22 protein-coding genes and 1 other RNA gene are annotated in these 25,838 nt (G+C 64.9%); 16 read left to right on the forward strand and 7 right to left on the reverse strand.

From position 1 onward, the window contains the following. Nucleotides 1-5: 5 nt before the first annotated feature. From CRO22_RS00405 to CRO22_RS00435, 7 genes are all read right to left on the reverse strand, one after another. Nucleotides 6-1,181 carry a geranylgeranyl diphosphate reductase gene (locus tag CRO22_RS00405; protein WP_097068141.1) on the reverse strand — a complete coding sequence of 392 codons (1,176 nt, stop codon included), beginning with the start codon at nucleotides 1,179-1,181 and terminating at the stop codon, nucleotides 6-8. Between the two features lie 2 nt (nucleotides 1,182-1,183). Then, nucleotides 1,184-2,470 carry a BCD family MFS transporter gene (locus tag CRO22_RS00410; protein ID WP_097068142.1) on the reverse strand — a complete coding sequence of 429 codons (1,287 nt, stop codon included), beginning with the start codon at nucleotides 2,468-2,470 and terminating at the stop codon, nucleotides 1,184-1,186. Beyond that, entirely contained in the window at nucleotides 2,467-3,381 is a 915-nt protein-coding gene (gene chlG, locus CRO22_RS00415) for a chlorophyll synthase ChlG (protein WP_097068143.1), read from the reverse strand. The genes CRO22_RS00410 and chlG overlap by 4 nt, the downstream gene beginning before the upstream one ends. Before the next feature lie 37 nt (nucleotides 3,382-3,418). Continuing rightward, nucleotides 3,419-4,057, reverse strand: a complete 639-nt coding sequence (gene bchJ, locus CRO22_RS00420) for a bacteriochlorophyll 4-vinyl reductase (protein ID WP_097068144.1) — start codon at nucleotides 4,055-4,057, stop codon at nucleotides 3,419-3,421. A gap of 18 nt (nucleotides 4,058-4,075) precedes the next feature. Further along, nucleotides 4,076-5,818: a magnesium-protoporphyrin IX monomethyl ester anaerobic oxidative cyclase gene (gene bchE, locus CRO22_RS00425; protein WP_097068145.1), complete on the reverse strand. Its 1,743-nt coding sequence runs from the start codon at nucleotides 5,816-5,818 to the stop codon at nucleotides 4,076-4,078. A gap of 373 nt (nucleotides 5,819-6,191) precedes the next feature. Next, complete coding sequence (gene ppsR / locus CRO22_RS00430) at nucleotides 6,192-7,601, reverse strand: transcriptional regulator PpsR (RefSeq protein WP_245860838.1); 1,410 nt, start codon at nucleotides 7,599-7,601, stop codon at nucleotides 6,192-6,194. Nucleotides 7,602-7,675: 74 nt separating this feature from the next. Next, nucleotides 7,676-8,431 (reverse strand): cobalamin B12-binding domain-containing protein, encoded by a 756-nt coding sequence (locus CRO22_RS00435; protein ID WP_176518503.1) that lies wholly within the window; start codon nucleotides 8,429-8,431, stop codon nucleotides 7,676-7,678. Between the two features lie 434 nt (nucleotides 8,432-8,865). Here CRO22_RS00435 and bchF point away from each other — a divergent pair, with 434 nt between their 5' ends. The 16 genes from bchF (at nucleotide 8,866) to CRO22_RS00515 (ending at nucleotide 25,794) form a co-directional block, all read left to right on the forward strand. Continuing rightward, nucleotides 8,866-9,384: a 2-vinyl bacteriochlorophyllide hydratase gene (bchF, locus tag CRO22_RS00440; protein WP_097068147.1), complete on the forward strand. Its 519-nt coding sequence runs from the start codon at nucleotides 8,866-8,868 to the stop codon at nucleotides 9,382-9,384. Beyond that, on the forward strand, nucleotides 9,381-10,658 hold the full coding sequence (locus CRO22_RS00445; protein ID WP_097068148.1) for a ferredoxin:protochlorophyllide reductase (ATP-dependent) subunit N: 1,278 nt from the start codon (nucleotides 9,381-9,383) through the stop codon (nucleotides 10,656-10,658). The genes bchF and CRO22_RS00445 overlap by 4 nt, the downstream gene beginning before the upstream one ends. Further along, entirely contained in the window at nucleotides 10,655-12,220 is a 1,566-nt protein-coding gene (gene bchB, locus CRO22_RS00450) for a ferredoxin:protochlorophyllide reductase (ATP-dependent) subunit B (RefSeq protein WP_097068149.1), read from the forward strand. Before CRO22_RS00445 ends, bchB begins: the two co-directional genes overlap by 4 nt. 4 nt (nucleotides 12,221-12,224) lie before the next feature. After that, the gene (locus CRO22_RS00455) at nucleotides 12,225-15,794 is read left to right on the forward strand and encodes a magnesium chelatase subunit H (protein WP_097068828.1); all 3,570 of its coding nucleotides are present in this window, start codon (nucleotides 12,225-12,227) and stop codon (nucleotides 15,792-15,794) included. A gap of 28 nt (nucleotides 15,795-15,822) precedes the next feature. After that, nucleotides 15,823-16,725 (forward strand): ferredoxin:protochlorophyllide reductase (ATP-dependent) iron-sulfur ATP-binding protein, encoded by a 903-nt coding sequence (bchL, locus tag CRO22_RS00460; protein ID WP_097068827.1) that lies wholly within the window; start codon nucleotides 15,823-15,825, stop codon nucleotides 16,723-16,725. Between the two features lies 1 nt (nucleotide 16,726). Further along, on the forward strand, nucleotides 16,727-17,401 hold the full coding sequence (gene bchM, locus CRO22_RS00465; protein ID WP_097068150.1) for a magnesium protoporphyrin IX methyltransferase: 675 nt from the start codon (nucleotides 16,727-16,729) through the stop codon (nucleotides 17,399-17,401). Beyond that, nucleotides 17,398-18,831: a PucC family protein gene (locus tag CRO22_RS00470; RefSeq protein ID WP_097068151.1), complete on the forward strand. Its 1,434-nt coding sequence runs from the start codon at nucleotides 17,398-17,400 to the stop codon at nucleotides 18,829-18,831. The genes bchM and CRO22_RS00470 overlap by 4 nt, the downstream gene beginning before the upstream one ends. Before the next feature lie 15 nt (nucleotides 18,832-18,846). Then, a complete protein-coding gene (gene puhA, locus CRO22_RS00475; RefSeq protein WP_097068152.1) occupies nucleotides 18,847-19,614 on the forward strand; it encodes a photosynthetic reaction center subunit H in 768 nt (255 codons plus the stop codon). Nucleotides 19,615-19,684: 70 nt separating this feature from the next. Next, entirely contained in the window at nucleotides 19,685-20,338 is a 654-nt protein-coding gene (gene puhB / locus CRO22_RS00480; RefSeq protein WP_097068153.1) for a photosynthetic complex putative assembly protein PuhB, read from the forward strand. Nucleotides 20,339-20,348: 10 nt separating this feature from the next. Further along, nucleotides 20,349-20,831: a photosynthetic complex assembly protein PuhC gene (gene puhC, locus CRO22_RS00485; protein ID WP_097068154.1), complete on the forward strand. Its 483-nt coding sequence runs from the start codon at nucleotides 20,349-20,351 to the stop codon at nucleotides 20,829-20,831. A 169-nt stretch (nucleotides 20,832-21,000) separates the two neighbouring features. Further along, nucleotides 21,001-21,915 (forward strand): putative photosynthetic complex assembly protein PuhE, encoded by a 915-nt coding sequence (puhE, locus tag CRO22_RS00490; protein WP_097068155.1) that lies wholly within the window; start codon nucleotides 21,001-21,003, stop codon nucleotides 21,913-21,915. Between the two features lie 236 nt (nucleotides 21,916-22,151). Next, the gene (locus CRO22_RS00495; protein WP_176518504.1) at nucleotides 22,152-22,652 is read left to right on the forward strand and encodes a lysozyme inhibitor LprI family protein; all 501 of its coding nucleotides are present in this window, start codon (nucleotides 22,152-22,154) and stop codon (nucleotides 22,650-22,652) included. 23 nt (nucleotides 22,653-22,675) lie between these two features. Continuing rightward, nucleotides 22,676-23,149, forward strand: a complete 474-nt coding sequence (locus tag CRO22_RS00500; protein WP_097068157.1) for a NifB/NifX family molybdenum-iron cluster-binding protein — start codon at nucleotides 22,676-22,678, stop codon at nucleotides 23,147-23,149. Between the two features lie 43 nt (nucleotides 23,150-23,192). Continuing rightward, nucleotides 23,193-24,515, forward strand: coding sequence for an ABC1 kinase family protein (locus tag CRO22_RS00505; protein WP_097068158.1), 1,323 nt, complete (start codon nucleotides 23,193-23,195; stop codon nucleotides 24,513-24,515). Nucleotides 24,516-24,596: 81 nt separating this feature from the next. Further along, nucleotides 24,597-24,950: a transfer-messenger RNA gene (ssrA, locus tag CRO22_RS00510) on the forward strand. 97 nt (nucleotides 24,951-25,047) lie between these two features. Then, nucleotides 25,048-25,794, forward strand: a complete 747-nt coding sequence (locus CRO22_RS00515; protein WP_097068829.1) for a phytochelatin synthase family protein — start codon at nucleotides 25,048-25,050, stop codon at nucleotides 25,792-25,794. Nucleotides 25,795-25,838 lie beyond the last annotated feature (44 nt).

A 25,838-nucleotide genomic window follows, 5' to 3' on the forward strand; every position in this document is an offset into this window, starting at 1 on the left:
CGCCGTCACACCCATTGCGGCGGCACGAGGCCCGAGAGATGGGCGAGGTTCTTGAAGCCGATTTTCAAGTTCTTCATCGGCTGGAACGAGGTGAGCTTCTTGTTCATGTAGCTCTCGAAGGTCATGCGCTGCACATCGACATCGTGGCACAGGCTCACAAAGCGCTCGCGCCGTTCGTCGGTGTGGTAATACTTGTCCTGCATCATGCGGAGCACCTTGAAGACGGTGGCGTGCTCTTTCATGAAATGCGCGCGCGCCAGTTTCAGCTCCGCGGCCTTGCCCGATTTCAGGAAAGCCAGCGCGGCCTCGGCGGCGAAGCGGCCACCGGCATGGGCGTAATAGATCCCCTCGCCCGAGGACGGGGCAACCACCCCCGCCGCATCGCCCGCCAGCACCACATCCTTGCCATTGTCCCAGACATCAAGGGGTTCCAGCGGGATCGGCGCGCCTTCCTTGCGGATCGTTTCTTCCCCGGCCAGGCCGGACATATCGCGCAAAAGCGCAGTGCAATCCTTCAGGCTGACATCGGGAAGCTCGGTGCCCATGCCGATCGAGGCGGTTTTCCCGTGCGGGAACACCCAGCCATAAAAGTCGGGGCTGATGCGTCCGTCATAATAGACGTCGCAGCGCGTCGGATCATAATTCGCCACCGTGGTCGGGGCCTTGATGATCTCGTGATAGGCAAAGACGAGCGGGATCTTTTTCGCGGGCACTTCCGCGCGCACCTGCGAATTGGCGCCATCGGCACCAATCACCACGCGCGCGCCCACCTTGCGCTCTTCGCCGCTTTCCTTGTCGCGGTAGACGACGATGGTTTTGCCGGTGTCGCGCTCGATCCGCAGCCAGGTGCCGGTGAGCCGTTCGGCCCCCGCCTTGCGCGCCCGCTCACGCAGCCATTCGTCATAATCCTCGCGGTCGACCATGCCGACAAAGCCATTCTCGATCGGAATGTCGACAAACCGCCCCGAGGGCGCGATCATCCGCGCCGAGGTGATTTTCGCCACCAGCAGATGATCGGGAATGTCAAAATCGCGGATCAGCCGCGGCGGGATCGCGCCGCCACAGGGCTTGATGCGCCCGGCCCTGTCCAGAAGCGCCACCTTGTAACCCGCCCGGGCCAGATCCCAGGCCGCCGTGGAGCCCGAAGGACCGCCCCCGACCACGAAAGCATCGTATTCCATTATCATTCTCCCGCAATCACAGTGGGCACATGCGCCGCGCCCCGGGAGGCGACCACATTGGTCGCCATACCGGCCGCGACAAGGAAAAGGAGCGCTTCGGCTCCAAAAACGATCCCGAAGGCTGTGGCTTCGGGGAGGATCAGGCGCATCACATCGGCCGCGCCCGCGCCAAGCAGGCCACCAAAGCCCGCGGCGATGGCCTGCGCCGCGCCCCAAAGGCCCATCCGCGTGCCTTCGCGCGCCGCGCGGCCCTCACCGGCGAGCGACATCATCGCGCCGATGGCCGCCACGGCGAAGATGCCGTTGAAAAAGCCAAGCCCCACCACGGCAGGCATGATCGGCGCGCCGGGCATCTGGCCCACAGCGGCAACGGCGAGGATCGCCGCCGCCGAGCCAAGGCAACCGCCCACCACCCAGCCCCGCAGCGTGCCGAGCTTGAGACCCGAGAGCGCGATGCCGACGGTGAGCATGCCGACGAAAACGCCGCCGTTCTGCACGCCCGAGAGCTTCGTCGTCTCGCCCGCGGTGAGCCCGAACACGAGGCCCGCATAAGGCTCGAGGATCAGCTCTTGCAGGAAATAGGCGGTCATCGAGAGGCAGAGGAAAAACGTGAAAGCGCGCGCCTGCGGCTCGGACCAGACCTCGCGCAGGCCCTCGCGCAGCGAGGTCGGGCGCGCTTCGGGTTCGGGGTGCTTCACCTGCCGTTCGATCCCCCAGACCGCGAGCGCGGTGACCACCAGCGCCCCCGCAGTGACGGCGCCCACGATCCACAGGAGCCGCTCCACCGAATAGGGGTCGAGCAGATGCCCGACCGTGCCCGCGGTGGCGGCAATGCCGAAGATCATCATCAGCCAGGTGATGGTGGCGGCGGCGGCGCGGCGGCGCGGCTCGGTGGCCGAGGCCAGCAGCGCAAGGAGCGACGTGCCCGAGGCGCCAACGCCAAAGCCGATGAGCGTATAGGCCAGCAGCGCGACCGCGAGCCCGGCCCAAAAGCTCATCGCCAGAACCGCAATGGCCACGGCGCCGAGAAAGGCGCCCAGACCCAGAACCGCCATGCCGCCGATCACGAAGACGGTGCGGTTGCCCTTGGTATCGGAGCGCAGCCCCCAAGCGGGGCGGGTGATCTGCAGCGCATAATGGAGCCCGACCAGCAGGCCCGGCAACAGCGCGGGCAGCGCCAGCTCCACCACCATCAGCCGGTTAAAGGTGGAGGTGGTCAGCACCACCACCGCGCCGATGCACAGCTGCACCAGCCCCAGCCGGAAGATCTGGAGCCAGCCAAGGGTCATATCACCATGCCCCGGATCGCGAAGGCGGTGATCATCATGCCCGATACATACATCACGACGCCGGTGCCGTTATACCAGGGCGCCTTGCCTTCCGGGTCGCGCATCCAGACCGACATGGCCCAGAATTGCCCGAAAAGCAGCACGAGAACCGCGCCCGCATGGAACGGCTTGCCAAAGAGGAAGAGCATGGTGATGACCAGCGCCTGCGCCAGCCCCATCACGGTGCAGGCGATCTTGGCGGCCACTTCGGGCCCGTAGACCGCCGGCAGCGAGCGGATGCCGAGCTTGCAGTCCCCCTCGATCGCCTTGAAATCGTTGATCGTCATGATGCCGTGTGCGCCAAGCGCGTAAAGCGTGGCCATGGCGACGATCGGATAGGTGGGCGCGGCGCCCACGGTGGCGAGCAGCACTGCGGCGCCGGTGATCCACGGCAGCCCCTCATAGGCGATGCCGACGAGCCCCGGCCCCCACCAGCCCGAGCGTTTGAGCCGCACCGGCTCGACCGAATAGGCCCAAGCCGCGAGCACACCGACCACGGTGGCGCCAAAGCCCCAGGTGCCGAGTTGCCAGCCGACGACGAGCGAAAGCGCAGACATCGCGAGCGCGATGTAAAGGCCCCAATAACCCGGAATGCGCCCCGACGGGATTGGCCGGTCCGGCTCGTTGATCGCGTCCACATGCCGGTCACACCAGTCATTCGCCGCCTGCGACATGCCGCAGACGATCGGCCCGGCCAGCACGATGCCCAGAAGCACAAGCCCCCAATGCGACCAGATCGCCACGCCCGAGGAAACAGCACCGCAGAGGTAAGCCCACATCGGCGGGAACCATGTCACGGGCTTGATCAGCCGCAGCATCGCGCGCGGCTCGGGAAGGGTGCGTTGGGTCGTCAGACTGTCTGGGGCGCTCATGGGTCGATCGAACCGGTTTGGCGGGCGAGCGCGGGGCTCACCCCGAGTGGACAGGCGCAAGTTGCGACTGCGCGCCGCCTTGCGGGTTCAGGACGAAGCGGCAAGGCCCGGGGCCGACCGAGGCGCAGGAGATCTCCTCCACCGTGCAATCGGGCCAGACGAGCGTCGAGAAAAGGCGCTGAAACACCGCCGCATGCCAGTGGCAGGAGGGGTGATCGGCGCTTTCCGCGCGCAAGGGGTTGCCGTCGATACGGAAGGTGAGCGGCTTGAACCCCTCGACCCGGAATTGCCCGGAGCCGACGAAGGTCCAGGCGTGTTTGGTGATTGCCCCCGCCAGCAACCGCGCGCCAAGCGCGGGCGGCAGCAGCTTGATCAGCGTTTTCGCAAAGCCGGGAATGCGGTTGGCGAGGATATAGTCGCCCGTGGCAAGCCCCGAGAGCCACAAAAGGCCCTCGGCTTCCTCGCCCTGATCGACGCGCAACGCCTGATGCACCGCAAAACATTGGCTCTCCGGCAGCATGCCGCTGTCGGCCGGGGGGACAGGCACCCCGGCCAGCTTCATGATCCGATCACGCTCGGCGCGGCCCAGATGACGGTCGAGCACACCGATCGTTTGCAGGATTGCGTTGGGCCCGATCCGGGGCTCATCCTGCGTCTCATGTGGCGCCCCGACCATGGCACGCCCTCCTTTTCGTTATTCCGCGGCGTCGACCATCTGCGTCTTGCCGCCCCCGCAGGCCATCGGCGCGGTGGTTTCCCCGGCGTGCTCGGCAGAGCGCGCTTCATGCGTTTCGGGCGAGAGGTCGAATTCGTCCTCGGCGCCTTCCGGCAGCACGAAGTTGGCGCTGTTGCGTTCGGTCGCGCGCTCTTTCATCTGCGCGCGCACCGCCTCCTGGCGTTCCTTGTGCTTGCGCGAGCGCTCGGCCGCGGCTTCCCAGTCGGCCACCTGCGCATCGGCGATCTGGCGGGTATCGTCGAAATGCCAATCCACCTTCTCTTTCGACTGCGGGCCCCAATAGCCAGCCTTGCCGAGGTCATAGAAGGTGCGGCCCACACCGGCCTTGAGGAAGGCCTTGAGGCAGCCAAGCAGGTAACGGCGGCGGAAGCCCGTGCCGCGCCACGGATAGTGGAAGAGCGCCTTCTTGATGTAGAAGCGGCGGTAGTTGTTCATCACGCCATCGAGCAGCTCGCCCCGGGTCAGCGCCTTGGGCTTCATGATCGGCGTCACGAAGTTGTATTTCGAGAAGTCGAAGACCTCGACCTGATCGCGCAGTTCCTGGAACAGCGGCGTGAACGGCCAGGGCGTATACATCGACCAGTTGGCAAGGTCCGGCTGCCAGTCCCACGCCATCTGGTAGGTTTCTTCCAGCGTCTCCTTGGTCTCGTTGTCGAGACCGACGATGAATTGCGCCTCGGTGAAGATGTCGGCCTCGCGCAGAAGGCGGATCGCCTCTTTGTTCTCGGCGACCGTGGTCTCCTTGTTGAACATGTCGAGCTTGAGCTGGGCGGCCGCCTCGGTGCCGAGCGAGATGTGCACAAGGCCCGCTTCACGGTAGAACTTGAGCAGATCGCGATCGCGGTAGATGTCGGTCACGCGGGTGTTGATGCCCCACTTGATCTTGTGGTTCAGCCCGCGGTCGATCATCTCCTGACAGAATTCGACGAATTTCTTCTTGTTGATCGTCGGTTCCTCGTCGGCGAGGATGAAGAAGCCGACGCCGTGGTTTTCCACCAGATCCTCGATCTCGTCGACCACCGCTTTGGGCGAGCGGACGCGATAGTCGCGCCAGAATTTCCATTGCGAGCAGAACGAGCAGGTGAAGGGGCAGCCGCGCGCCATGTTCGGGATCGCAACTTTCACGCCGAGCGGGATGTAGATGTAGTGTTTCCACTCGATCATCGACCAGTCTGGTTTCAGGCTGTCGATGTCTTTCACCGTCGGCGCGGCTTGCGTCGCAACGATCTCGTCGCCTTCATGGAAGGCAAGGCCCTTGATCGACTTGCGGTCTTCCGGCCAGCGGCCCTCGGCGACGCATTTCGCCACCTCGACCATGATCTCTTCGCCTTCGCCGCGCACGATCGCGTCGATCCACGGCGCTTCCGACAGCACCTGACGGAACATGAAGGTGGCGTGCACGCCGCCGAGCAGGCCGACTGTATGCGGCGCCGCTTCCTTGGCGATTTTCAGCGTTTCTTCCGCCTCGTAGATCGAGGGGGTGATCGAAGTGACGCCGACGATGTCCGGCTGCAGCGCGGCGATGCGCTTTTTCAGCTCGTCATGCGGCACGTTCAGCGTCATCGCGTCGATGAAATGAACGTCGTCGAACCCCGCTTCTTTCAGGTGACCGGCCAGATAGGCGACCCAAGCCGGGGGCCAGTTCCCCGCGATCTCGGCCCCGCCGGAGTGGTAATTGGGGTGGACGAAAAGGATGCGCATGGCTGACCCTCCAGGGCGTAGGTGTAAACCTCAGTTGACAACAATCCCAACCATATTAATTGGCACAGGTCAAATGCAGAAAATTGCCGCACCTTTTTGAATGCCCCCCGGCGCAAGCCTCAACCTATTGTAACAGAAATGTTTTTCTCTGATGGCTAAGGGCATTACGCCCGCCTGCGACGGGGTGGCGCAGTGCGTTGAGAGGCGATTCAAGCCGGTCCTGACACTGTGCACCAGAATTCAAGAGGCGCGAACTGCGACAAAGCGTCTAGCCGGATTGGCAAAAGATGAATCAGCCACGCGGGCTTTTCCCGTGGCTTTGCTCCCCGTCGCGCGGGACGGTTTGCGACTCGGGAGCGGCCCCGGATGCGGCTCAGTCGATTTCCTTGCTCAACAGCCCGAACTTGCGCAGCTTCACATAAAGCGACTGGCGCGACAGGCTGAGGAGTTCGGCGGCGGCCACACGGTTGTTGCCGGTGAGTTCGAGCGCCGTCTCGATACACATCTTTTCGATGATCTCGGTGGTTTCGGCGACGATGTCGCGCAGCGTCGCATAGCCCACCATCTGCATCACGTTCCGCAAGCCTTCATTGCCGGCCGCACCGGGCAGGATGCGCGTGGCATCGGCAAGGTTCGAATCGCGGATAACGAGCGCGATAGTCGGATTGGCGCGTTCGGAGAAGAGCGTGGCCGAAAGCTCGACCGCGACCTGGCCCGAGAAATCGGTGTTCAGCCGCGTCACGTAATGGCGCAGATGGCCGATGCGCTTGACATTGTCGAGCATCACATTGAGGTCGATCGAGCCGCGCGAGAGGAAATCGGCAAAGGAGCGCCCCCGCACCAGTGCCGCCGAGCCCGCATCGGTGAGATAGAGGAACGCATCGTTCGCGGCGCGGATCGTGCCATCGGCCTCCAGAAAGACCATCGCGTCGATGCCCTTGAGAAAAAGCCGCTCCGACAAATCGCCAACGTCGTCACCGCGCGGACGCGCCACCTCCGAAAGCCCGAGCCGACAGAGCAGGAGCCGGTCCCCTGCGGCACGGAACAGTGTGGCCGACACCGCAACCTTGCGCTTTGAGCGGCGGATCGTGAGATCGAGCGAGCCGAGCGGGTCATTTCCGGCAACTTTCGCCAGCGCCTCAAGAAACTCGCCGCGCCGACGGCCTTCAAGCTCATTGGAAGCGGGCGCGCCCAGAAGCTCGGCGCGCGTCGCGCCGATCAGCGCCGTTGCCGCGCCGTTCAGATCGACAATCCGGCCATTGGCGAGCGAGACGATGAGAAGCGGCGCCGGATTGGCCTCCAGCAGCACGCGGTAGCGAGTTTCGAGTTCGCGCTGCGCCTCGTAATCGCGCTCGAGCGCGAGTTGCGCCTTCACCAGTTGCTGCTGCACCTCGGCGATCGGCCGCATGTCGCGCCCGATCATCAGGATCGTGCCCTCGGCGCCGGTGTGGGTGAGCGTATAGCGGATCGGAAACTGGATCGCCTCGCACAGATGGGTGAGTTCGAGCACCAGCGCGCGGTTCTGATCAAGCTCGGCTTCCAGGCGGCGCTGCAGCTTCTCGAAGCTTTCCGGACTGAACAGATCGGAGAGGCGTTGCCCCTGCCATTGTGCAAACCGTTCGGTCGGGCCAAGCTGGGGATTGGCCAGAACAAGATTGACCACGCCATCCGGTGAGACCACCAGGGCGATATCACAGGCCGACGTGACGATATCGGCCAAGAGCGCAGGAGGAACCCTTTGCAAGGCCTCCCGCCGCATCATGAAGCTGCCATCAGATGTCACGGCCGAAACCTTTCCTGAACCCGTGTCTCTTCCTTCAGCCTTCCCCTGTCAGTCTCCCCCCGACCCGTTCCCAGTCACGCCAGCGCGAATTCGGAAATCACCACCGAAAGATCGTTGGTCACCAGATCCGCGCCGGTCTTGGCGAGAGCTTCTGCGCGCTGCGCGACGATCGCCCCGCCAATCGCAACCCGCATACGCCCCTTAGTCAGGCTGGACAGCGTTTTCACCAGTTTCGCGGAGATTTCAACCCTCTCCATGCTGCCGACCGTAATCAGGGCGGCGTCGAAGCGATTGGTCGCCATCAGTCGCGACAAATCACTCAACCCCGGGGCGAACAGGAGCCGCACCGAGATGCCTTTCCGGCGCAGGCCCATCGCCACCACCAGCGCGCCAAGCGTATGCTGCTCGCCGGGGGGCACGATCACCAACACCGTCGACGTATTCGTCGGATCTGACGAATCCGCCGTGAAGTCCGATTGCAGCGCGTGAAGCAGCTCCTGCAACCGGGCAACGCCGACCGTGACCTGCGCGAAGCTGAGCTGGTCGGCCTCCCACGCCAGCCCGATCTGCCGGGCCGCCGCAGGCACATATTTTGCAGCGATGTCTTCCGAAGCGACGAAAGCGCCACGAAAATCATCAAGACACAGGTCCATAGCGCCAAGCTCCGGACCTGTGGCAAGCTCGACCAACCTGTTCACAAGCGCGGTCCGCAGCTCTCCCACTCCATCACGGCGACGCGCGGCAAGCCGCCCAATCGCCTCCAGAGCGAGTCCAACGAAACCATCAAGGCTGCCGTTGGCCCGCTCGACTTCAAAACTGATATCCCGCATCAGAGTCCCCGAAACCCAACGATCGCGGCGGGTCTTCCCTACCCCCGCGAGCGGAACATGAAAAGAAGGGGATCGCTCCCCTCGTGTCATACGACATCAACGACGCCCCGATGTCCACCGAAATTGACAAGGTGCGACACCGCCGCCCACGCCGCAACGCAGCGGCGTGACGATCGTCACAGGACGATCGTCCGGCGGGCAGAAATACCTTTCTTTTGCAGCGCATTGCGGCAACACGCCGCAGCCCGTCGCGCATCATGACGCGCCGTCGCGCGGCCGTCATGACGGTGGGGTAACCTGCCCTTTTGCCCCCTCCCCGGCCCCGCCAGCGGCGTTTGGGCGCGGCGCCAGAGTGTAAGTTTTCGTTGACACTTGGGGGCCATTGCCTAACCTGACAGCTACTGCGCGCCCACGAAGAAAGGCTGGCTGCCACTATGCCACACACCCCCCGTCCATCGACGAAGTCTCTTTATACGCCGGAGGAACGTGCCCGCCGCGATGCCACGCCATGGACGATCGTGCAGGCGATTCTCGCGCCCTTGCAGTTTTTCGTCTTCGCCGTCTCGCTCGGGCTGGTGCTGCGCTACCTGTTCACCGGCGACGGCTATACCGCGGCCACAGTTTCCATCCTGATCAAGACCTTGATCCTCTACACGATCATGGTCACCGGGGCGATCTGGGAAAAAGTGGTGTTTGGGCAATATCTTTTTGCCCCCGCTTTCTTCTGGGAAGACGTGTTCTCCTTCGCGGTGATCGCTCTGCACACGGGCTACCTCTGGGCACTCTTCACCGGCCAGTCGCACAATCTGCAGATGTTCATCGCGCTCGCCGCCTACACCACCTATGTCATCAACGCCGGACAGTTTCTGTGGAAACTGCGCCAGGCCCGGCTTCAGGCCGCAAGTGAGTCGGCCCCCACGGGCACGCTCGCGATGGAGCAAGGCACGCCATGACCCTCGATTCGCCGAAACTGGGCTGCACCGATTCTCCGGTGCGGCATGAGCGCGGCCAGAAAGCCGTTTTTTGTGGCCTCACCGGCATCGTCTGGCTGCACCGCAAGATGCAGGACGCCTTCTTCCTCGTCGTTGGCTCGCGCACCTGCGCGCATCTGCTGCAAGCCGCCGCGGGGGTGATGATCTTTGCCGAGCCGCGCTTTGGCACTGCTGTCCTTGAAGAGCAGGATCTTGCCGGGCTCGCCGATGCCAATGCCGAGCTGGACCGTGAGGTCGCGCGCCTTCTGGAGCGCCGCCCCGACATTCGCCAGCTTTTCCTCGTGGGCTCCTGCCCGTCGGAAGTGATCAAGCTTGATCTCGAACGCGCGGCCGAGCGGCTCAACGCCCATCACGCGCCGCATGTGCGGGTCTATGCCTATTCGGGCTCGGGGCTCGATACGACCTTCACGCAGGGCGAAGATACCTGCCTCGCCGCGATGGTGCCGACGCTGAAGCCCACTGAAGCCGAAGAGCTTCTGGTGGTGGGCGCGCTCCCCGATGTGGTCGAGGACCAATGCGCGTCGCTGCTTTCGCAACTCGGCATCCCCTCGGTGCGCTTCCTGCCAGCGCGGCGCTCGGATGCGGCGCCCGCGGTGGGGCCGAACACCCGCTTCATCCTCGCCCAGCCGTTTCTGGGCGACACCGCCGCGGCGCTTGAACGCCGCGGCGCCAAGCGCATCACCGCCCCCTTCCCTTTCGGCGAAGAGGGTACGACGCTCTGGCTCAAGGCCGTTGCGGACGTTTACGGTGTGAGCGCGGAGACCTTCGAGGCCGTCACCGCCGCGCCGCGGGCGCGGGCGAAAAAGGCGCTCGCCGCGCATCGCGGCACGCTGGAGGGGCGCTCGCTTTTCCTCTTCCCCGACAGCCAGCTTGAGATCCCGCTCGCGCGCTTCCTTGCCCGCGAATGCGGCATGGTGCCGACGGAAGTGGGCACGCCCTTCCTGCACCGCGCGATCATGGCGCCGGAACTCGCGCTGCTGCCCGCCGCGGCGAGCCTGACCGAGGGGCAGGATCTTGAGGCGCAGATCGATCGCCACACCGCGATCAACCCCGACCTCACCGTTTGCGGCCTTGGGCTCGCCAACCCGCTCGAGGCGCAGGGCCATGCGACGAAGTGGGCAATCGAACTCGTCTTCACGCCGATCCATTTCTACGAGCAGGCAGGCGACCTCGCGGGGCTCTTCTCGCGCCCGCTGCGCCGCCGTGCGCTGCTTGCGGGGGGGAGCGCCGCATGAAACTGACGCTTTGGACATATGAAGGCCCGCCGCATGTCGGCGCGATGCGCGTTGCCACCTCGATGAAGGACATGCATCTGGTGTTGCACGGCCCGCAGGGCGACACCTATGCCGATCTTCTCTTCACGATGATCGAGCGGCGCAATGCCCGCCCGCCGGTGGCGTTTTCGACCTTTCAGGCCGCCGATATGGGCGCCGATACCGGGCTTTTGCTGAAAGAGACGATCAAGGCCACGCAGGAGCGCTACCAGCCGCAGGCGATGGCCGTGGCGCTCACCTGCACGGCCGAGCTTTTGCAAGACGACCCCGAGGGGATCTCGCGCGCGCTTGCGCTCCCCATTCCGGTGGTGCCGCTCGAACTGCCGAGCTATTCGCGCAAGGAGAACTTCGGCGCCGACGAGACCTTCCGCGCGCTGGTGCGCGCGCTCGCCAAGCCGATGGAGCGCACCCCAGAGGTAAGCTGCAACATCCTTGGCCCCAATGCGCTCGGCTTCCGCCACCGCGATGACGTGGTCGAGGTGACAAAACTCCTTGAAGGCATGGGCGTGACGGTCAATGTCGTCGCGCCCATGGGCGCCACGCCCGATGACCTGCGCAAGCTCGGTCAGGCGCATTTCAACGTGCTCCTCTACCCCGAAACAGGGGAGAGCGCGGCCCGGCATCTGGAGCGGACCTGCAAGCAGCCCTTCACAAAGACCGTGCCGATGGGCGTGGGCGCCACGCGCGATTTTCTGGCCGAGGTAAGCAAGCTCACCGGCCTGCCCGTCAAGGCCGACGAGCGCACGCTGCGCCAGCCGTGGTGGAGCGCCTCGGTCGACTCGACCTACCTCACCGGCAAGCGGGTGTTCCTGTTTGGCGACGGCACCCATGTGATCGCCGCCGCGCGGATCGCCGCGAAGGAAGTGGGCTTCGAGGTGGTCGGCATGGGCTGCTACAACCGCGAGATGGCGCGGGCGTTGCGCACCGCCGCCGCCGAATACGGCGTCGAGCCGCTCATCACCGATGATTACCTTGAGGTCGAAAAAGCGATCGAGGCGGCGGCGCCGGAACTGATCCTCGGCACGCAGATGGAGCGCAACATCGGCAAGAAGCTGGGCATCCCCTGCGCGGTGATCTCGGCGCCGGTCCATGTGCAGGATTTCCCCGCCCGCTACGCCCCGGTGATGGGCTTCGAGGGCGCCAACGTCCTTTTCGACAGCTGGATCCATCCGCTCGTGATGGGGCTGGAGGAACACCTGCTGACGATGTTCCGCGAGGACTTTGAATTCCACGACGCAGCCGGTGCCAGCCATCATGGCGGCAAGCACGTCGAGCGGGCCGAAGCGCCCGAACCGGCCGCGCAAGCGGCCCCCCAAACACAAGTCGACACCCCGGCCGTGCCGGTAGTCGAGCCCTCGGGCGAGATCCGCTGGATGCCCGAGGCCGAGCGCGAGCTGAAAAAGATCCCGTTCTTCGTGCGGGGCAAAGCGAAGCGCAACACCGAGCTTTTTGCCGCGCACAAGGGCGTGCGCGACATCACCGTCGAAACCCTCTACGAGGCCAAGGCCCACTATGCACGATGAGTCGATGAGCGGAACCATGCCGCTGCCGCCGCACCGTCCGGGCGGCTATAACGTCGTGATCGTTACTCTGGATGCGCATGCCGCGGGCCCTGCCGCCCGCGCGCTGCCCCGGCTGCAACACGACTTCCCCGACCTGCACATCACTGTTCACGCCGCCGCCGAATGGGCCGAAAGCCCCGCCAAGCTCGCCGCTGCGAAAGCTGCGGTGCTTGAGGCGAATATCATCGTCGCGAACCTTCTGTTCATCGACGAGCATCTGCAGTCGATCCTGCCCGAGATGACCGCGGTGCGCCCGCGGCTCGATGCCTTTGTCGGCATGGTGGCCGATCCGCAGATCGTGCGCCTGACGAAGATGGGCGATCTCGACATGACGAAACCGGCCTCCGGGCCGATGGCGCTTCTCAAAAAGCTGCGCGGGAAAAACGAGCCGGGCGCGGGCTCTGCCGAAAAGCAGATGTCGATGCTGCGCCGCATCCCGAAGATGCTGAAGTTCATTCCGGGCAAGGCGCAGGATCTGCGCGCCTGGTTCATCTGCATGCAGTATTGGCTCGGCGGCTCGGAAGACAATATCGAGTCGATGGTCCGCTACCTCGTCAGCCGCTACTCGGACAATGTCGATTGGCGCGGCGTGAAGGTTGCGGCCCCGGTCGATTACCCTGAGGTCGGGCTCTACCACCCCGACATGGCGGGCCGCATCACCACCGATCCGGCAAAACTCCCGCAACCGGCCAACCCGGTGGCGACAGTGGGCGTGCTGATGCTGCGCTCCTACATTCTCGCCAAGGATACCGCGCATTACGATGCTGTCATCCGTGGCCTGCAGGCCAAGGGGCTGGCGGTGCTGCCCGCTTTTGCGGGCGGGCTCGACGGGCGCCCGGCGATTGACGAATTCCTCAAGGGCAAGGTCGACACGCTCCTGTCGCTCTCGGGCTTCTCGCTTGTGGGCGGGCCCGCCTATAACGACAGCGATGCCGCGGTGACCGCGCTGAAGGAACTCGACGTTCCCTATGTTTCCGCACAGCCGCTCGAATTCCAGACGCTCGGGCAATGGCGCGCCTCGGGCGGCGGGCTTGGCCCGGTGGAAACGACGATGCTGATCGCGCTGCCCGAGATCGACGGGGCCACGAACCCGACCGTGTTCGGCGGGCGCCACGATCCGGCGGGCTGCGCGACCTGTCCGCATGGCTGCAAACCCGACCCGGAAGCCGAAAGCCACGCCATGGCCGCCTGCCCCGAACGGGTCGATGTGCTGGTCGACAAGGTGCTCCGCCTTGCAAAACTGCGCCGCTCCGAGGTGCAAAAACGCAAAGTCGGCATTGTGCTCTATGGCTTCCCGCCGAATGCGGGCGCCGCCGGCACCGCCGCCTATCTCGCTGTTTTTGAAAGCCTCTTCAACTTCCTCCATGCGATGAAGGCCGAGGGCTATCAAACCGGCGATCTGCCCGCCTCGGTCGATGACCTGCGCGCGGCGGTCCTTTGCGGCCCCGAGGCCACGCATGGCCAGCCCGCACAAATCGCCGCGCGGCTCCCCGCCGCCGAGGTAGTGGCGCGCACGAAATGGCTCAAGGATATCGAGGCCGTCTGGGGCGCCGCACCGGGCAAGCATCAGACCGACGGGCGTGATCTCTTCATCCTCGGGCGCCATTTCGGCAATGTCTTCGTCGGGCTCCAGCCGGTCTTTGGCTATGAGGGCGACCCGATGCGGCTGCTCTTTGAAAAAGGCTTTGCGCCGACCCATGCCTTCGCCGCCTTCTATCGCTGGCTGCGCGAAGATTTCGAGGCCGATACGCTGCTTCACTTCGGCATGCATGGCGCGCTTGAGTTCATGCCCGGCAAACAGGCGGGCATGTGCGAGGAGTGCTGGCCGGACCGGATGATTGGCAACCTGCCGAACGTCTATCTTTACGCCGCCAACAACCCCTCCGAGGCCACGCTTGCCAAGCGCCGCTCGAACGCGGTGATCGTGAGCCATCTCACGCCCCCGCTCGCACAATCGGGGCTCTACAAGGGCCTCTCGGAACTCAAGGAAAGCCTTGGACGGCTGCGCGCGCTGCCGCCCGGCTCGCCCGAGGCGGAAGACCTGTCGGAACTCGTGCGCGAACAGGCGAAAAGCGTCGACATGGACGCTTCCGATCTCTCGACGCTTTGGGAAAAACTCCTTGAGACCGAGGGCGCGCTGATCACCGAGGGGCTTCACGTTCTCGGAAAGCCGATGACGGCGGAACACCGCGCCGAAATGCTCGACCTGATGCCGGAAACGGCAGACCGGGCCCGCGCCGACAAGTTCCTGCGCGAAGAGCACGAGATCAAGGCGCTGCTGCGCGCTTTGGGCGGGCGCTACATCGAGCCGGTGCCGGGGGGCGACCTTGTGCGCGCACCGGAGATTCTGCCGACCGGGCGCAACATCCACGCGTTTGACCCGTTCCGCATGCCCACCGCCTTTGCGCTCCGCGATGGCGCGGCGCAGGCGGCGCGGCTTCTGGCCACCCACCCCACCCTGCCCCGTTCCGTGGCGCTGGTGCTTTGGGGCTCGGACAACATCAAATCCGACGGTGGGCCGATCGCGCAGGCTTTGGCGCTGATGGGCGCGAAACCGCGGTTTGACACTTACGGGCGGCTTGCGGGGGCGGAGCTCATTCCGCTCCATGAGCTCGGGCGCCCGCGGATCGACGTGGTGATGACCCTTTCGGGCATCTTCCGCGACCTGCTGCCCTTGCAAACCAAGCTTCTGGCCGAGGCCGCATGGCTTTGCGCCAGTGCCGAAGACGAACCGCTCGCGCAGAACTTCATCCGCGCCCATGTGCTGGCCACGATGCAGGACACCGGGATGGATTTCGACACTGCGGCGCTGCGGGTGTTCTCGAACGCCGAAGGGGCTTACGGCTCGAACGTCAACACGCTCGTGGGCTCTGCGGGCTTTGGCGATGAGGACGAGCTGGCCGATGCCTATGAGGCGCGCAAATCCTTCGCCTATGGCCGCGACGGCAAATCCACCAAACAGGTGAACTTGCTGCAAAACGTGCTCGGCAAGGTCGATCTGGCGTACCAGAACCTCGAATCCGTGGAACTCGGCGTCACCACCGTCGACCACTATTTCGACACGCTGGGCGGCATTGCGCGCGCCACCAAACGCGCGCAGGGCGGCAAAGACACGGCGGTCTACATCGGCGACCAGACCCGCGGCGCGGGCACGGTGCGCACGCTGCAAGACCAGATCGCGCTCGAAACCCGCGCGCGCTCGCTCAACCCGAAGTTCTACGAGGGCCTGCTCAAGCACGGCGCCGAGGGCGTGCGCCAGATCGAGGCGCAGGTGACCAACACGCTGGGCTGGTCGGCGACCACCGGCAAGGTCGACCCCTGGGTCTACCAACGGCTCTCGGAAACCTTCGTGCTCGACGAGGAGATGCGCAAGCGCCTCGCCGATCTGAACTCCGCCGCCTCGAGCCGGATGGCGCAGCGGCTTCTGGAGGCCTCCGACCGCAACTACTGGCAACCCGATCCTGAAACCCTCGCCGCGCTGCAGGCTGCCGCCGACGAGCTTGAGGACCGGATGGAAGGCGTGGCGGCCGAGTGACATGGACGATTACGAAAAGGAGGGCCGCATGAGCCCGCGCGACGACATACCCGACCTCACCGGCCTTGATGGCGAAGGCTCCGTGCAGGTGCATGAAAACGAAAACCTCGATGTCGGCGGCGCGAAGGTCTTCTCGGTCTATGGCAAGGGAGGGATCGGCAAGTCGACCACCTCCTCGAACCTCTCGGCGGCTTTCTCGCTTCTGGGCAAACGCGTGCTGCAGATCGGCTGCGACCCGAAGCATGACAGCACCTTCACGCTCACCGGCCGGCTGCAGGAAACGGTGATCGACATCCTCAAATCGGTGAACTTCCACCCGGAAGAACTCCGTCCCGAGGATTTCGTCACCGAGGGCTTCAACGGGGTGATGTGCGTCGAGGCGGGCGGCCCGCCCGCGGGCACCGGCTGCGGCGGCTATGTCGTTGGCCAGACGGTGAAACTGCTCCGTCAGCACCATATGCTCGAAGATACCGATGTGGTGGTGTTCGACGTGCTGGGCGATGTGGTCTGCGGCGGCTTTGCCGCGCCCCTGCAACACGCCGACCGCGCGCTGATCGTGACGGCGAACGATTTCGACAGCATCTACGCGATGAACCGCATCATCGCCGCGGTGCAGGCGAAATCGGTCAACTACAAGGTGCGGCTCGCGGGCTGCATCGCCAACCGCTCGCGCGAGACGAACGAGGTGGACCGCTATTGCGAGGCCGCCAATTTCAAACGCATCGCCCACATGCCGGACCTTGATAGCATCCGCCGCTCGCGGCTCAAAAAGCGCACGCTTTTCGAGATGGACGATGCCGAGGACGTGGTGCAGGCGCGCGCCGAATATATTCGCCTCGCCGAGACGCTGTTGCGCTCGGTCGACGAGCCAGGGCTCACGCCTGAGCCGCTGACGGACCGCCATATCTTCGAACTGCTGGGATTTGACTGAAATGGCCAACGACTACGCAGCCATCCGCGACCGCGTCGAACACTATTTCGACCGCACCGCGACAAGCGCCTGGGAACGGCTGACCCAATCGGACGCAAAGGTCTCGAAGGTGCGCCAGACCGTGCGCGAGGGACGCGACCGGATGCGGGCGATCATGCTCTCGCGGCTCCCCGAAGATCTGAACGGCTGCCGCGTGCTCGACGCGGGCTGCGGCACCGGGCTGATGACGACCGAGCTTGCCAGACGCGGCGCCGAGGTGGTGGCGGTGGACATCTCGCCCCAGCTCATTTCGGTTGCCGAAGACCGTCTGGAGCCTGCGCTGCGCGAGAAGGTCACCTTCATGGCGGGCGACATGACCGACCCGGCCTTGGGCCAGTTCGATTACGTCGTGGCGATGGACAGCCTGATCTACTACCGCGCCCCCGACATTGGCGCGATCCTCACCAACCTTGGCGCGCGCACCCATAGTGCGATCGTCTTCACCGTGGCACCAAAAACGCCGTTCCTGATGGCGTTCTGGGGCGTGGGCAAGCTTTTCCCGCGCTCGAACCGCTCGCCGGTGATGATCCCGCATGCGCTCGACAAGCTGCAACGCCACGCCGGCGACAGCCTGATGAAAATCGACCGGGTGGTGAAGGGCTTCTACATTTCCGAGTGCCTGGAGTATCGGCCATGATCCTCAGCCGCCGCATGATCGGTTCGCTTGCCAAGACCTGGATGCCCTTTGCCGAGGCGGCCTCGGCGGAGCTTCCGCTCAAGCAACTCATGCGGCTCTCGCTCTTCCAGATCTCGGTCGGCATGGCGCAGGTGCTCCTGCTCGGCACGCTGAACCGGGTGATGATCGTCGAGATGGGGGTTCCGGCGCTGGTCGTGGCGCTGATGATCTCGATCCCGGTGCTCGTCGCGCCGTTCCGGGCCGTGCTCGGCCACCGCTCGGACACGCACCGCTCGGCGATCGGCTGGAAGCGCGTGCCCTACCTCTGGTTTGGCTCGCTGTGGCAGATGGGCGGGCTCGCGCTGATGCCCTTTGCGCTGATTCTGCTCTCGGGCGATCAGACCATGGGCCCGGACTGGGCGGGCGAGGTCTTCGCCGCCATCGCCTTCCTGATGGCGGGGCTCGGCATGCATATGACGCAGACAGCGGGCCTCGCGCTTGCCGCCGACCGCGCCACCGAAGAGACGCGCCCGCGCGTGGTGGCGCTGCTTTATGTCATGTTCCTCGTCGGCATGGGCATCTCTGCGATCGTCGTGGGCTTCTTTTTGCGCGATTTCGACCAGATGACGCTTATTCGCGTGGTGCAGGCCTGCGGCGCAATGACGCTGGTTCTGAACGTCATCGCGCTTTGGAAGCAAGAGGTTATCCGCCCGATGACAAAGGCGGAAAGGGAGGCGCCGCGGCAAACCTTCCGCGAAGCCTGGGGCCTTCTGGCGGCCGAAAGTGGCGCGATGCGGCTTCTTGCCGTGGTGATGATCGGGACACTTGGGTTCAATATGCAGGACGTGTTGCTTGAACCCTATGGTGGACAGGTGCTTGGACTGCCCGTCAGTATGACGACCTTGCTCACCGCAAGCTGGAGCTTCGGTGCGCTGATCGGATTCATCTGGTCTGCCCGGCGCCTCTCGCAAGGGGCGACGGCGCACCGTCTTGCCGCGCGCGGCATCCTGATCGGCATCGTGGCCTTTACCGCGGTGCTGTTCTCGGCCCTGTTCGAAAGCAAGATCATGTTCTTTGCTGCCGCCTGGGGCATTGGCCTGGGCAGCGGCACGTTCGGGATTGCCACGCTGACCGTGGCGATGATGGTCATCGTGCGGGGTGCCTCCGGCATCGCGCTCGGGGCCTGGGGTGCGGCGCAGGCCACGGCGGCGGGGCTTGCGGTGTTCTTTGGCGGGGCGCTGCGCGACCTCGTTGCGCACGCCGCCTCGGCGGGCTACCTCGGGGCGCTCGACAGCCCGGCGCTCGGCTATTCGGTGGTCTATGCCATCGAAATCGGACTTCTCTTCACTACTCTTGCCGTGCTCGGGCCCTTGGCCCGTCCCGGCAGCCTGTTCCCCAAGAAACCGGAGACCGGCGAGGCGCGGATCGGCCTTGCCGAATTTCCAACCTGACAAAGGAGGACCATCATGGTCGGTGTCAATTTCTTCGGAGATTTCGATCTCGCCAGTCTCGCGATCTGGTCGTTCTGGGCGTTTCTCGCCTACCTGATCTACTACCTCCAGACGGAAAACATGCGTGAAGGCTACCCGCTCGAGAACGACGACGGGGCCGTTGCCGTGAACCAGGGCCCGTTCCCGGTGCCCTCGCCGAAAACTTTCCTGCTCGCCAACGGCACCACCGTGACGGTGCCCTCGGTCGAGAACGAGGAAGCCCACCGCCGCACCGATCTGGCGCTGGAACGCACCTCGGCCAACGAAGGCTACCCCTTCCGCCCGACCGGCAACCCGCTGAAAGACGGCGTGGGCCCGGCCTCCTGGGTGCCGCGGCGCGACGAACCGGAAATGGACGCCCATGGCGAACCGAAAATCAAGCCGATGCGCAATGTCGCTGGCATGATGGTTTCGGCTGGCCGTGATCCGCGCGGTCTGCCGGTGCAAGCGGGCGATACCGAAGTGGTCGGCAAAGTCACCGAGATGTGGGTCGACGTGCCCGAACAACTCGGCCGTTACCTCGAGATCGAACTGAACTCGGGCAAGAAGAAACTGATCCCGATGACGCTGCTGCGCATCTGGTCGGACCGCGTTCGCGTGAACGCGATCACCTCTGACCTGTTTGACGACATCCCGGATGTGAAGTCGTTCGACCAGGTCACCAAGCTCGAAGAAGAAAAGATCTGCGCTTACGTTGCCGGCGGCTACATGTATGCCACGGGCCGTCAGCCTTTCGCGATCTGATCTGAGGCGTGCTTACGGGAACGGCGCGCGCCCGCGCCGTTCCGCCTGACTGCTGGACGGAGGGTCTGAAATGTCAGACCATGATTTCGACTTCGAACCCCAGCCGGGAATCCCGGCCCCTCTGCCCCAGGGCGAGGAAATTCTCTGGCAGGGCAGCCCCGACATGAAGGCGCTGGCCAGCGAAGCCTTCAAAATTCGCTGGGTCACCGGCTATATGGTGGCGCTGGCTTTCTGGCGGGCGTTTGTGATCTGGACCGAGAGCGGTCTGGCCAAGGCCCTGCCGACACTGGTTCTTTATCTGCTCTTCGCGGTGGGCACCTATCTGCTGGTGCTGCTTCTTGCCTATGTGCAGGCCCGCGCGACGATCTACACCCTCACCTCGGCACGCGCGATCCTGCGGGTCGGCGCCGCTTTGCAGGTGACGTTCACCGTGCCCTACAAGGTCATCGAAGTGGCCGCGCTGGGGCTGACGAAACGCTCCAAACAGGGCATCGGCACGCTGGCGCTGCAGGTGCCCGACGAGATGCGGCTCTCCTATACCGTGCTCTGGCCCTCGGCCCGGCCCTGGCACATCCGCCACCCGCAGCCCGCGTTCCGCTGCATTCCCGAGGCCGAGAAGGTGGCGCGAATCCTCGCCGAGGCGGCGCAGGCGAAGCTGAACGAACCCGAATTGACCCACGCCCCCGTGGGGACTGCGACGGCCGGTCTGGCACCGGCAGAATGAGGCCCTGAAAATGGCACAACACCCCGTTTCCGCCCGCGCCGCTGCGCCGGGCAAGAGCGCCGAGAAGAGCAAGGAGATGATCCCGCTCGCAATGGTGCGCGCGATGATCGGCGTGGCGCTTCTGTCGCTCGCCATCGTCGGATATTCGGTCGCCACCGGGCGCCCGCATGTCGGCGTGCCCGATACCGCCAAAGTGCTCGCGGAGCGCTCGGTGATCCTTGAAGACGTCAATTCGCAGCATGTGATCGTGCGCAACCCCGATGGCTCCGTGCTCGTTGACATGCCCGACGGCGGCTTTGTCAACGTGGTTGGCGCGGCGGTCAAACGCACCCGCGTGGTGCAACGGATCGAGGGCAACCCGCCGATTCGCATCGTGCGCTATGAGAACGGCCGGATTTCCGCCGAGGATCCCGCCACCGGCTGGTCTGCCGAGCTTTACGCCTTCGGCCCCGACAGCAAGGCCGCTTTCGAGCGCCTGCTCGACATGAACTGAGGAGGGCCGGGAAGATGACCAGCAAGGGTTCTTCTCGGCTTTTCTCCCGCGCCGCAGCCAATGGGCTTGCGCGCGGGCAACAGGCTACCGCCCCCGAGGCGGTTTGGATCGGGGTGATGGGCGCGTCCCCCGGTCCCGCGCGGCGCCCCCTTAACGGGGGGTGCCGCGCATGACCAATCCGTGGCTCGTTACGCTCTCGACTGTGTTCATCTGGTGGTTTTCCACCGGCGCGATCCTGTGGCGGGTGCGCCGCGCCGACCTTGAGGGCCGCGGCGCGCATCAGCTCTCGGTCGTGCTTGGCCTGCCGCTTCTGATTTTCGGGTTCCTCTATCTGCACCGCTCCTCGGATGACACCACGGTGCAGGGCGCCCATATCGCCTTTCTTGCGGCGCTCTCGGTCTGGGGCTGGTTTGAGCTTGCCTTCCTCTCCGGCGTTGTGGCGGGGCCGAATCGACTGCCCTGCCCCGAAGGCGCCTCGATGAGCGAGCGGTTCGTGCGCGCCACCGGCACGATCCTGTGGCATGAGCTCGCCCTTCTGGCCGCGATGATCGCCTGTACGGTGATCGTTTCCGACAATGAGAACCGGATCGGCCTTCTGACCTTCGGCATTCTCTATACCGCGCGGATTTCGGCCAAGCTGAACCTGTTCCTCGGCGTGCCGCGGATCAATGTGCAGTTCCTGCCCTCGCCGCTTGCGCACCTTGCCAGCCACTTCAAGCTGGCGCGGATGAACTTCCTGTTCCCGGTCTCGGTCACGGTGCTCACCTTTGCCGCTGGCTGCTTTCTCGAACGCGCGATTTCGGCCGAGAGCGATGCCGGTTTCATCGGCCATGTGCTGATTGCGGTGCTGACGCTCCTGGCGCTGCTGGAGCACTGGTTCATGGTGCTGCCGCTCCCGGATCAGAAGCTCTGGACCTGGATGCTGCCCACCGCGGTGACCGAGCGCAACCGCGCCCGTGCCCGTGCGGCCCGCCGCGCCGAACGGGCAAAGGCCTCTCCCCTCTCCGGCGCGATCGCTGTTGCCGGGGCTGCGCCCGCAACCAGCGTACCGCTTTTGCGCCGTCCGCCGCGCGGCGGCAAGTAACCCCTTTTTTCACGCTTGCGCTTCGGGCACGGGAACGTGACCGACGCAGGGCCAAAGCGTCGCAGGGGATACGTGATAAGATCACAGACCCATCCTCGCCCCCGGTCCATGGTCGCCCCATCCGGGCAACGTCTCCCCCCAATGAGTCGCGTCGGCCCGGGCTTCCCCGAACGGTTCCGGGTCTGCTTTTCGTGGCCCGGACCGTTCCTCTCTGGCTCTCGACCGAGGAACCGATGATGCATGCGAAACCCGTTGCCCTTGCGGCGCTGCTGATCGCGCCCGCCCTCGCCTTTCCGGCGCAGGCCGGAAAATCCGACCCGACCGCCGATTGCTACGCCGCCGCCAGTACCGATGCGGAACGTGCGACCTGTATCGGGCTCAGCTCGACGCAATGCCGCAAGCGGCTCCCCAATCCGCAAGTCACCGATCTGGCGTTGTGCATGAACGCGGAAATCTCCTGGTGGCGCGCCCGGCTTGCGAAGGCGGAAGAGGCGATGCGCACCCGGGCCGCCGAGCGCGACAAGCCCTATGAAAAGCAGATCGCGGCCGGCGCCGCACGAATGACTGACGATCTCGACAAGATGATCGCCGCCTGGAACAGCTGGGAACAGATGCGCTGCAATTTCGAGTCGATGTTCTACCGCTCCTCGCCCAAGCGCATGGTGAATGCGCAGGAATGCCACCTGAACGAGACCGCCAAACAGGTGATCTTGCTCGACTCCTCCGCCGCGCGCTGAGCCCCGATCCCAAGGAAAGACCAATGCGTATCGCCGTTGCCTCGCAAAACTTCCGCACCATCACCGGCCACGCCGGCAAGACCCGCCGTTTCCTCGTCTATGAGGCCGCGCCGAGCGCGCCGGTTATCGAAGTCGACCGGCTCGACCTGCCCAAGGATATGTCGATGCACGAATTCCACGGCGAGGGCGCCCATCCGCTCGATGCGATGAAAGCGGTGATCGCGGGCTCCGCCGGGCAAGGGTTTACCGCGCGCATGGCCGCGCGCGGGGTGCTCGCTGTGGTGACCGACGAGACCGACCCGCTTCTGGCGGTGCAGGCGCTGGTGGAAGCGCTCGCCCAGATGAAAGAGGCGCCGATCCCCGATCTGCGCGGTGCGGCCTCCGGGCATCATCATCACCATCATCACGATCACGGCACGGGCGGGTGCGGCTGCAGCCATGACGAGGCGGATCACGGGTCGGAACACGCAGGGGGCGGCTGCTCTTGCAACCATTGATCCTGCCCCTATCTGAGCCGAAAGACCCTCCGAAGGACAAAAGATGACCGAGCGCAAGTTCGAATCCCGGGCGCTTGCCGTGCCCTCCTCGCGGCTGTCGCGGCTGGCAAAACTGGGCGGGCTCGGTGCCACGCTCGCGGGCTCCGTGGCCGCAGGCAGCGCCCGCGAACTGGCCCGTGGCACGAAGCCCAACATGAGCGCGCTTCTGATGACGCCCGCCAATGCCCGCAAGGTGGCCGACAAGCTGGCGCAGATGCGCGGCGCGGCGATGAAGGTGGGGCAGTTGATGTCGATGGATGCGGGCGACATGCTGCCGCCCGAACTCGCCGACATCCTCGCCCGGCTGCGCGCCGAGGCGCATCATATGCCGGGGCCGCAGCTCAAGAAGGTGCTCACCGCCGCCTGGGGGCCGGACTGGCTCAACCGGTTCCAGAAATTCGAGGTGCGCCCGATTGCGGCCGCCTCGATCGGGCAGGTGCACCGCGCGCAAACGCGCGACGGGCGCGACCTCGCGATCAAGGTGCAATATCCGGGCGTGCGCCGCTCGATCGACAGCGATGTCGACAATGTCGCCGGGCTGATGAAGCTTGCCGGCATGGTGCCGAAGGAAATCGACATCGCGCCGATGATCGAAGAGGCGAAGCGCCAGTTGCATGAAGAGGCCGATTACGAGCGCGAGGGGAAATATCTCGACCTCTTTGGCCAACTTCTCGCCGACCGGCCCGAATTCCGCGTGCCGGAGCTTCATGCCGATCTCACCACTCGCGAAGTGTTGGCGATGAGCTATCTTGAGGGCAAGCCGATCGAGGCGCTCGAAGCGGCGCCGCAGCAAGAGCGCGACCGGGTGATGCGGCTGATCATCGAACTGATCTTCTCGGAGCTTTTCACCTTCCAGCTCATGCAGACCGACCCGAATTTCGCCAATTTCCGCTACGATCCGGCAACGGGGCGCATCATCTTGCTCGATTTCGGCGCGACGCGCGCTTTCGACCAAGCCTTCGCCGAGCGCTACCGCGCGCTTCTGCGCGCAGGGCTTGCGGGCGATCAGGCCGGCATCCGCACAGCGGCCCGCGCGATCGGCTTTCTGAGCGACGGCATGCCCGAGGCGCTGGAAGAGGCGATGCTCGGCATGTTCCTGATGTCACTCGAACCCTTGCGCCATCAGGGCGATTTCGACTTCGGCGCCAATGATCTGGCGCTCAGGATGCGCGATGCCGGCATGGCGATGTCGGAGCAGCGCGCGCATATGCGCATCCCGCCGATGGATACGCTGTTTTTGCAGCGCAAGTTTGGCGGTGTCTATCTGCTGGCCACGAAGATGCGCGCCCGCGTCAACCTGCGCGCACTGATCGAACCGCATCTCTGAACCACCGGCGCCCCTCTCCTCCATTGGGGGCAAATACCCCGGGGGGAGGCGGGGGGACCGGCTCCGTCGGGACGAAACAGCCCCCTTGCAGCCGCGCCCCCCCCGCCCTATCTTGGTTCCTGTCCGGGGCAACCCGGACTATGGGCATAAACGCGCACGGAATAAGCGGATCGGACCCGGGGGCGGTACCCGGCGGCTCCACCAAATCCCTCGTTGGGGGCATCTGGGGCCGAAACAGGATCGACGAACGTGTAAAGGTGATGGCTTTGTCCCGGTGAGCGACCACCGTTATCGGTGCAAATTGTACAGTTGCCAACGACAACCGTGCTCCGGTGGCTCTGGCTGCGTAAGCAGCTCGGGTACCGAAACCTAAAGTCCTTACGCTTAGCCGCTTAAGGCGGGGCTCGCAGGTGCCTGGCAACAGAAACCTGCACTTTTCCGACCAAACGCGCGAAGCGGCGCGCGCTCAGGTGGTTTAGGCTTGCGCAATCCCCGTCCGCGCATCACGCTTTCCGAAAAACCGGAGATCCTGATGCGACACGCCTTTCTGCTTTCCCTCGCCCTCCTCGCAACGCCCGCGCTGGCCGAAGATGCCCCCCTGCCCAAGCTCGGCCCCAATGCCGTGCCGATCACGCTGGACCACGCCTATCTGACCGAGGCCCCAGCGCCGGATTTCTGGGCCTTCTTCCCCTTCGTGAAACCGCAATTCACCTCTTCAGCCTGTGGAGTCGCCTCGATCACCGCCGCGCTCACCGGGCTCGCGGGCCTGCCGCCCAATGCCGAAGACACGGTGATGCGCCAGCCGGAACTTCTCGAAAAAGTGAATGACGCGCATTGGAGCGCGATCTCGGCCGAGGAGGGTGACGGTATCACATTCGACGAGCTGAGCCTCTATGCTGGCAAGGCCGCCGAAGCGATGGGGCTCAAAATCACCATCGACAGCTTTCACCCCGGCGCCCCCGGAGCGATGCCGGAGGCGGCGGCCCTCTCCGAGCTGCGCGCTCGTCTGGCCGCCAACGAAAGCACCGCCGATGACGTGATCCTCGTCTATTTCAATCAAGGTGTGGTCACCGGCGATTGGGACGGGCCGCATGTTTCGCTGGTGGGCGCTTATGATGCGGCCCGCGACCGGGTGCTGGTTCTCGAAGTCGATCAGGAGTGGTATATTCCCTATTGGACGCCGGTTCCGGTGCTTCTTGCCGCGCTCACCCGCCCCGCCCCCGAGGATCAGGGCGTCCTCAAGGGCCAGACCGGGGGGCTGGTGCGGCTCTCGCGCTGAGCACCGTTAATCGCGTCTTCAGAGTTGGCGCCGAAAATGTGCCC

The sequence above is a fragment of the Rhodobacter maris genome, assembly GCF_900217815.1.
In the GTDB taxonomy this organism is placed as follows: domain Bacteria; phylum Pseudomonadota; class Alphaproteobacteria; order Rhodobacterales; family Rhodobacteraceae; genus Rhodobacter; species Rhodobacter maris.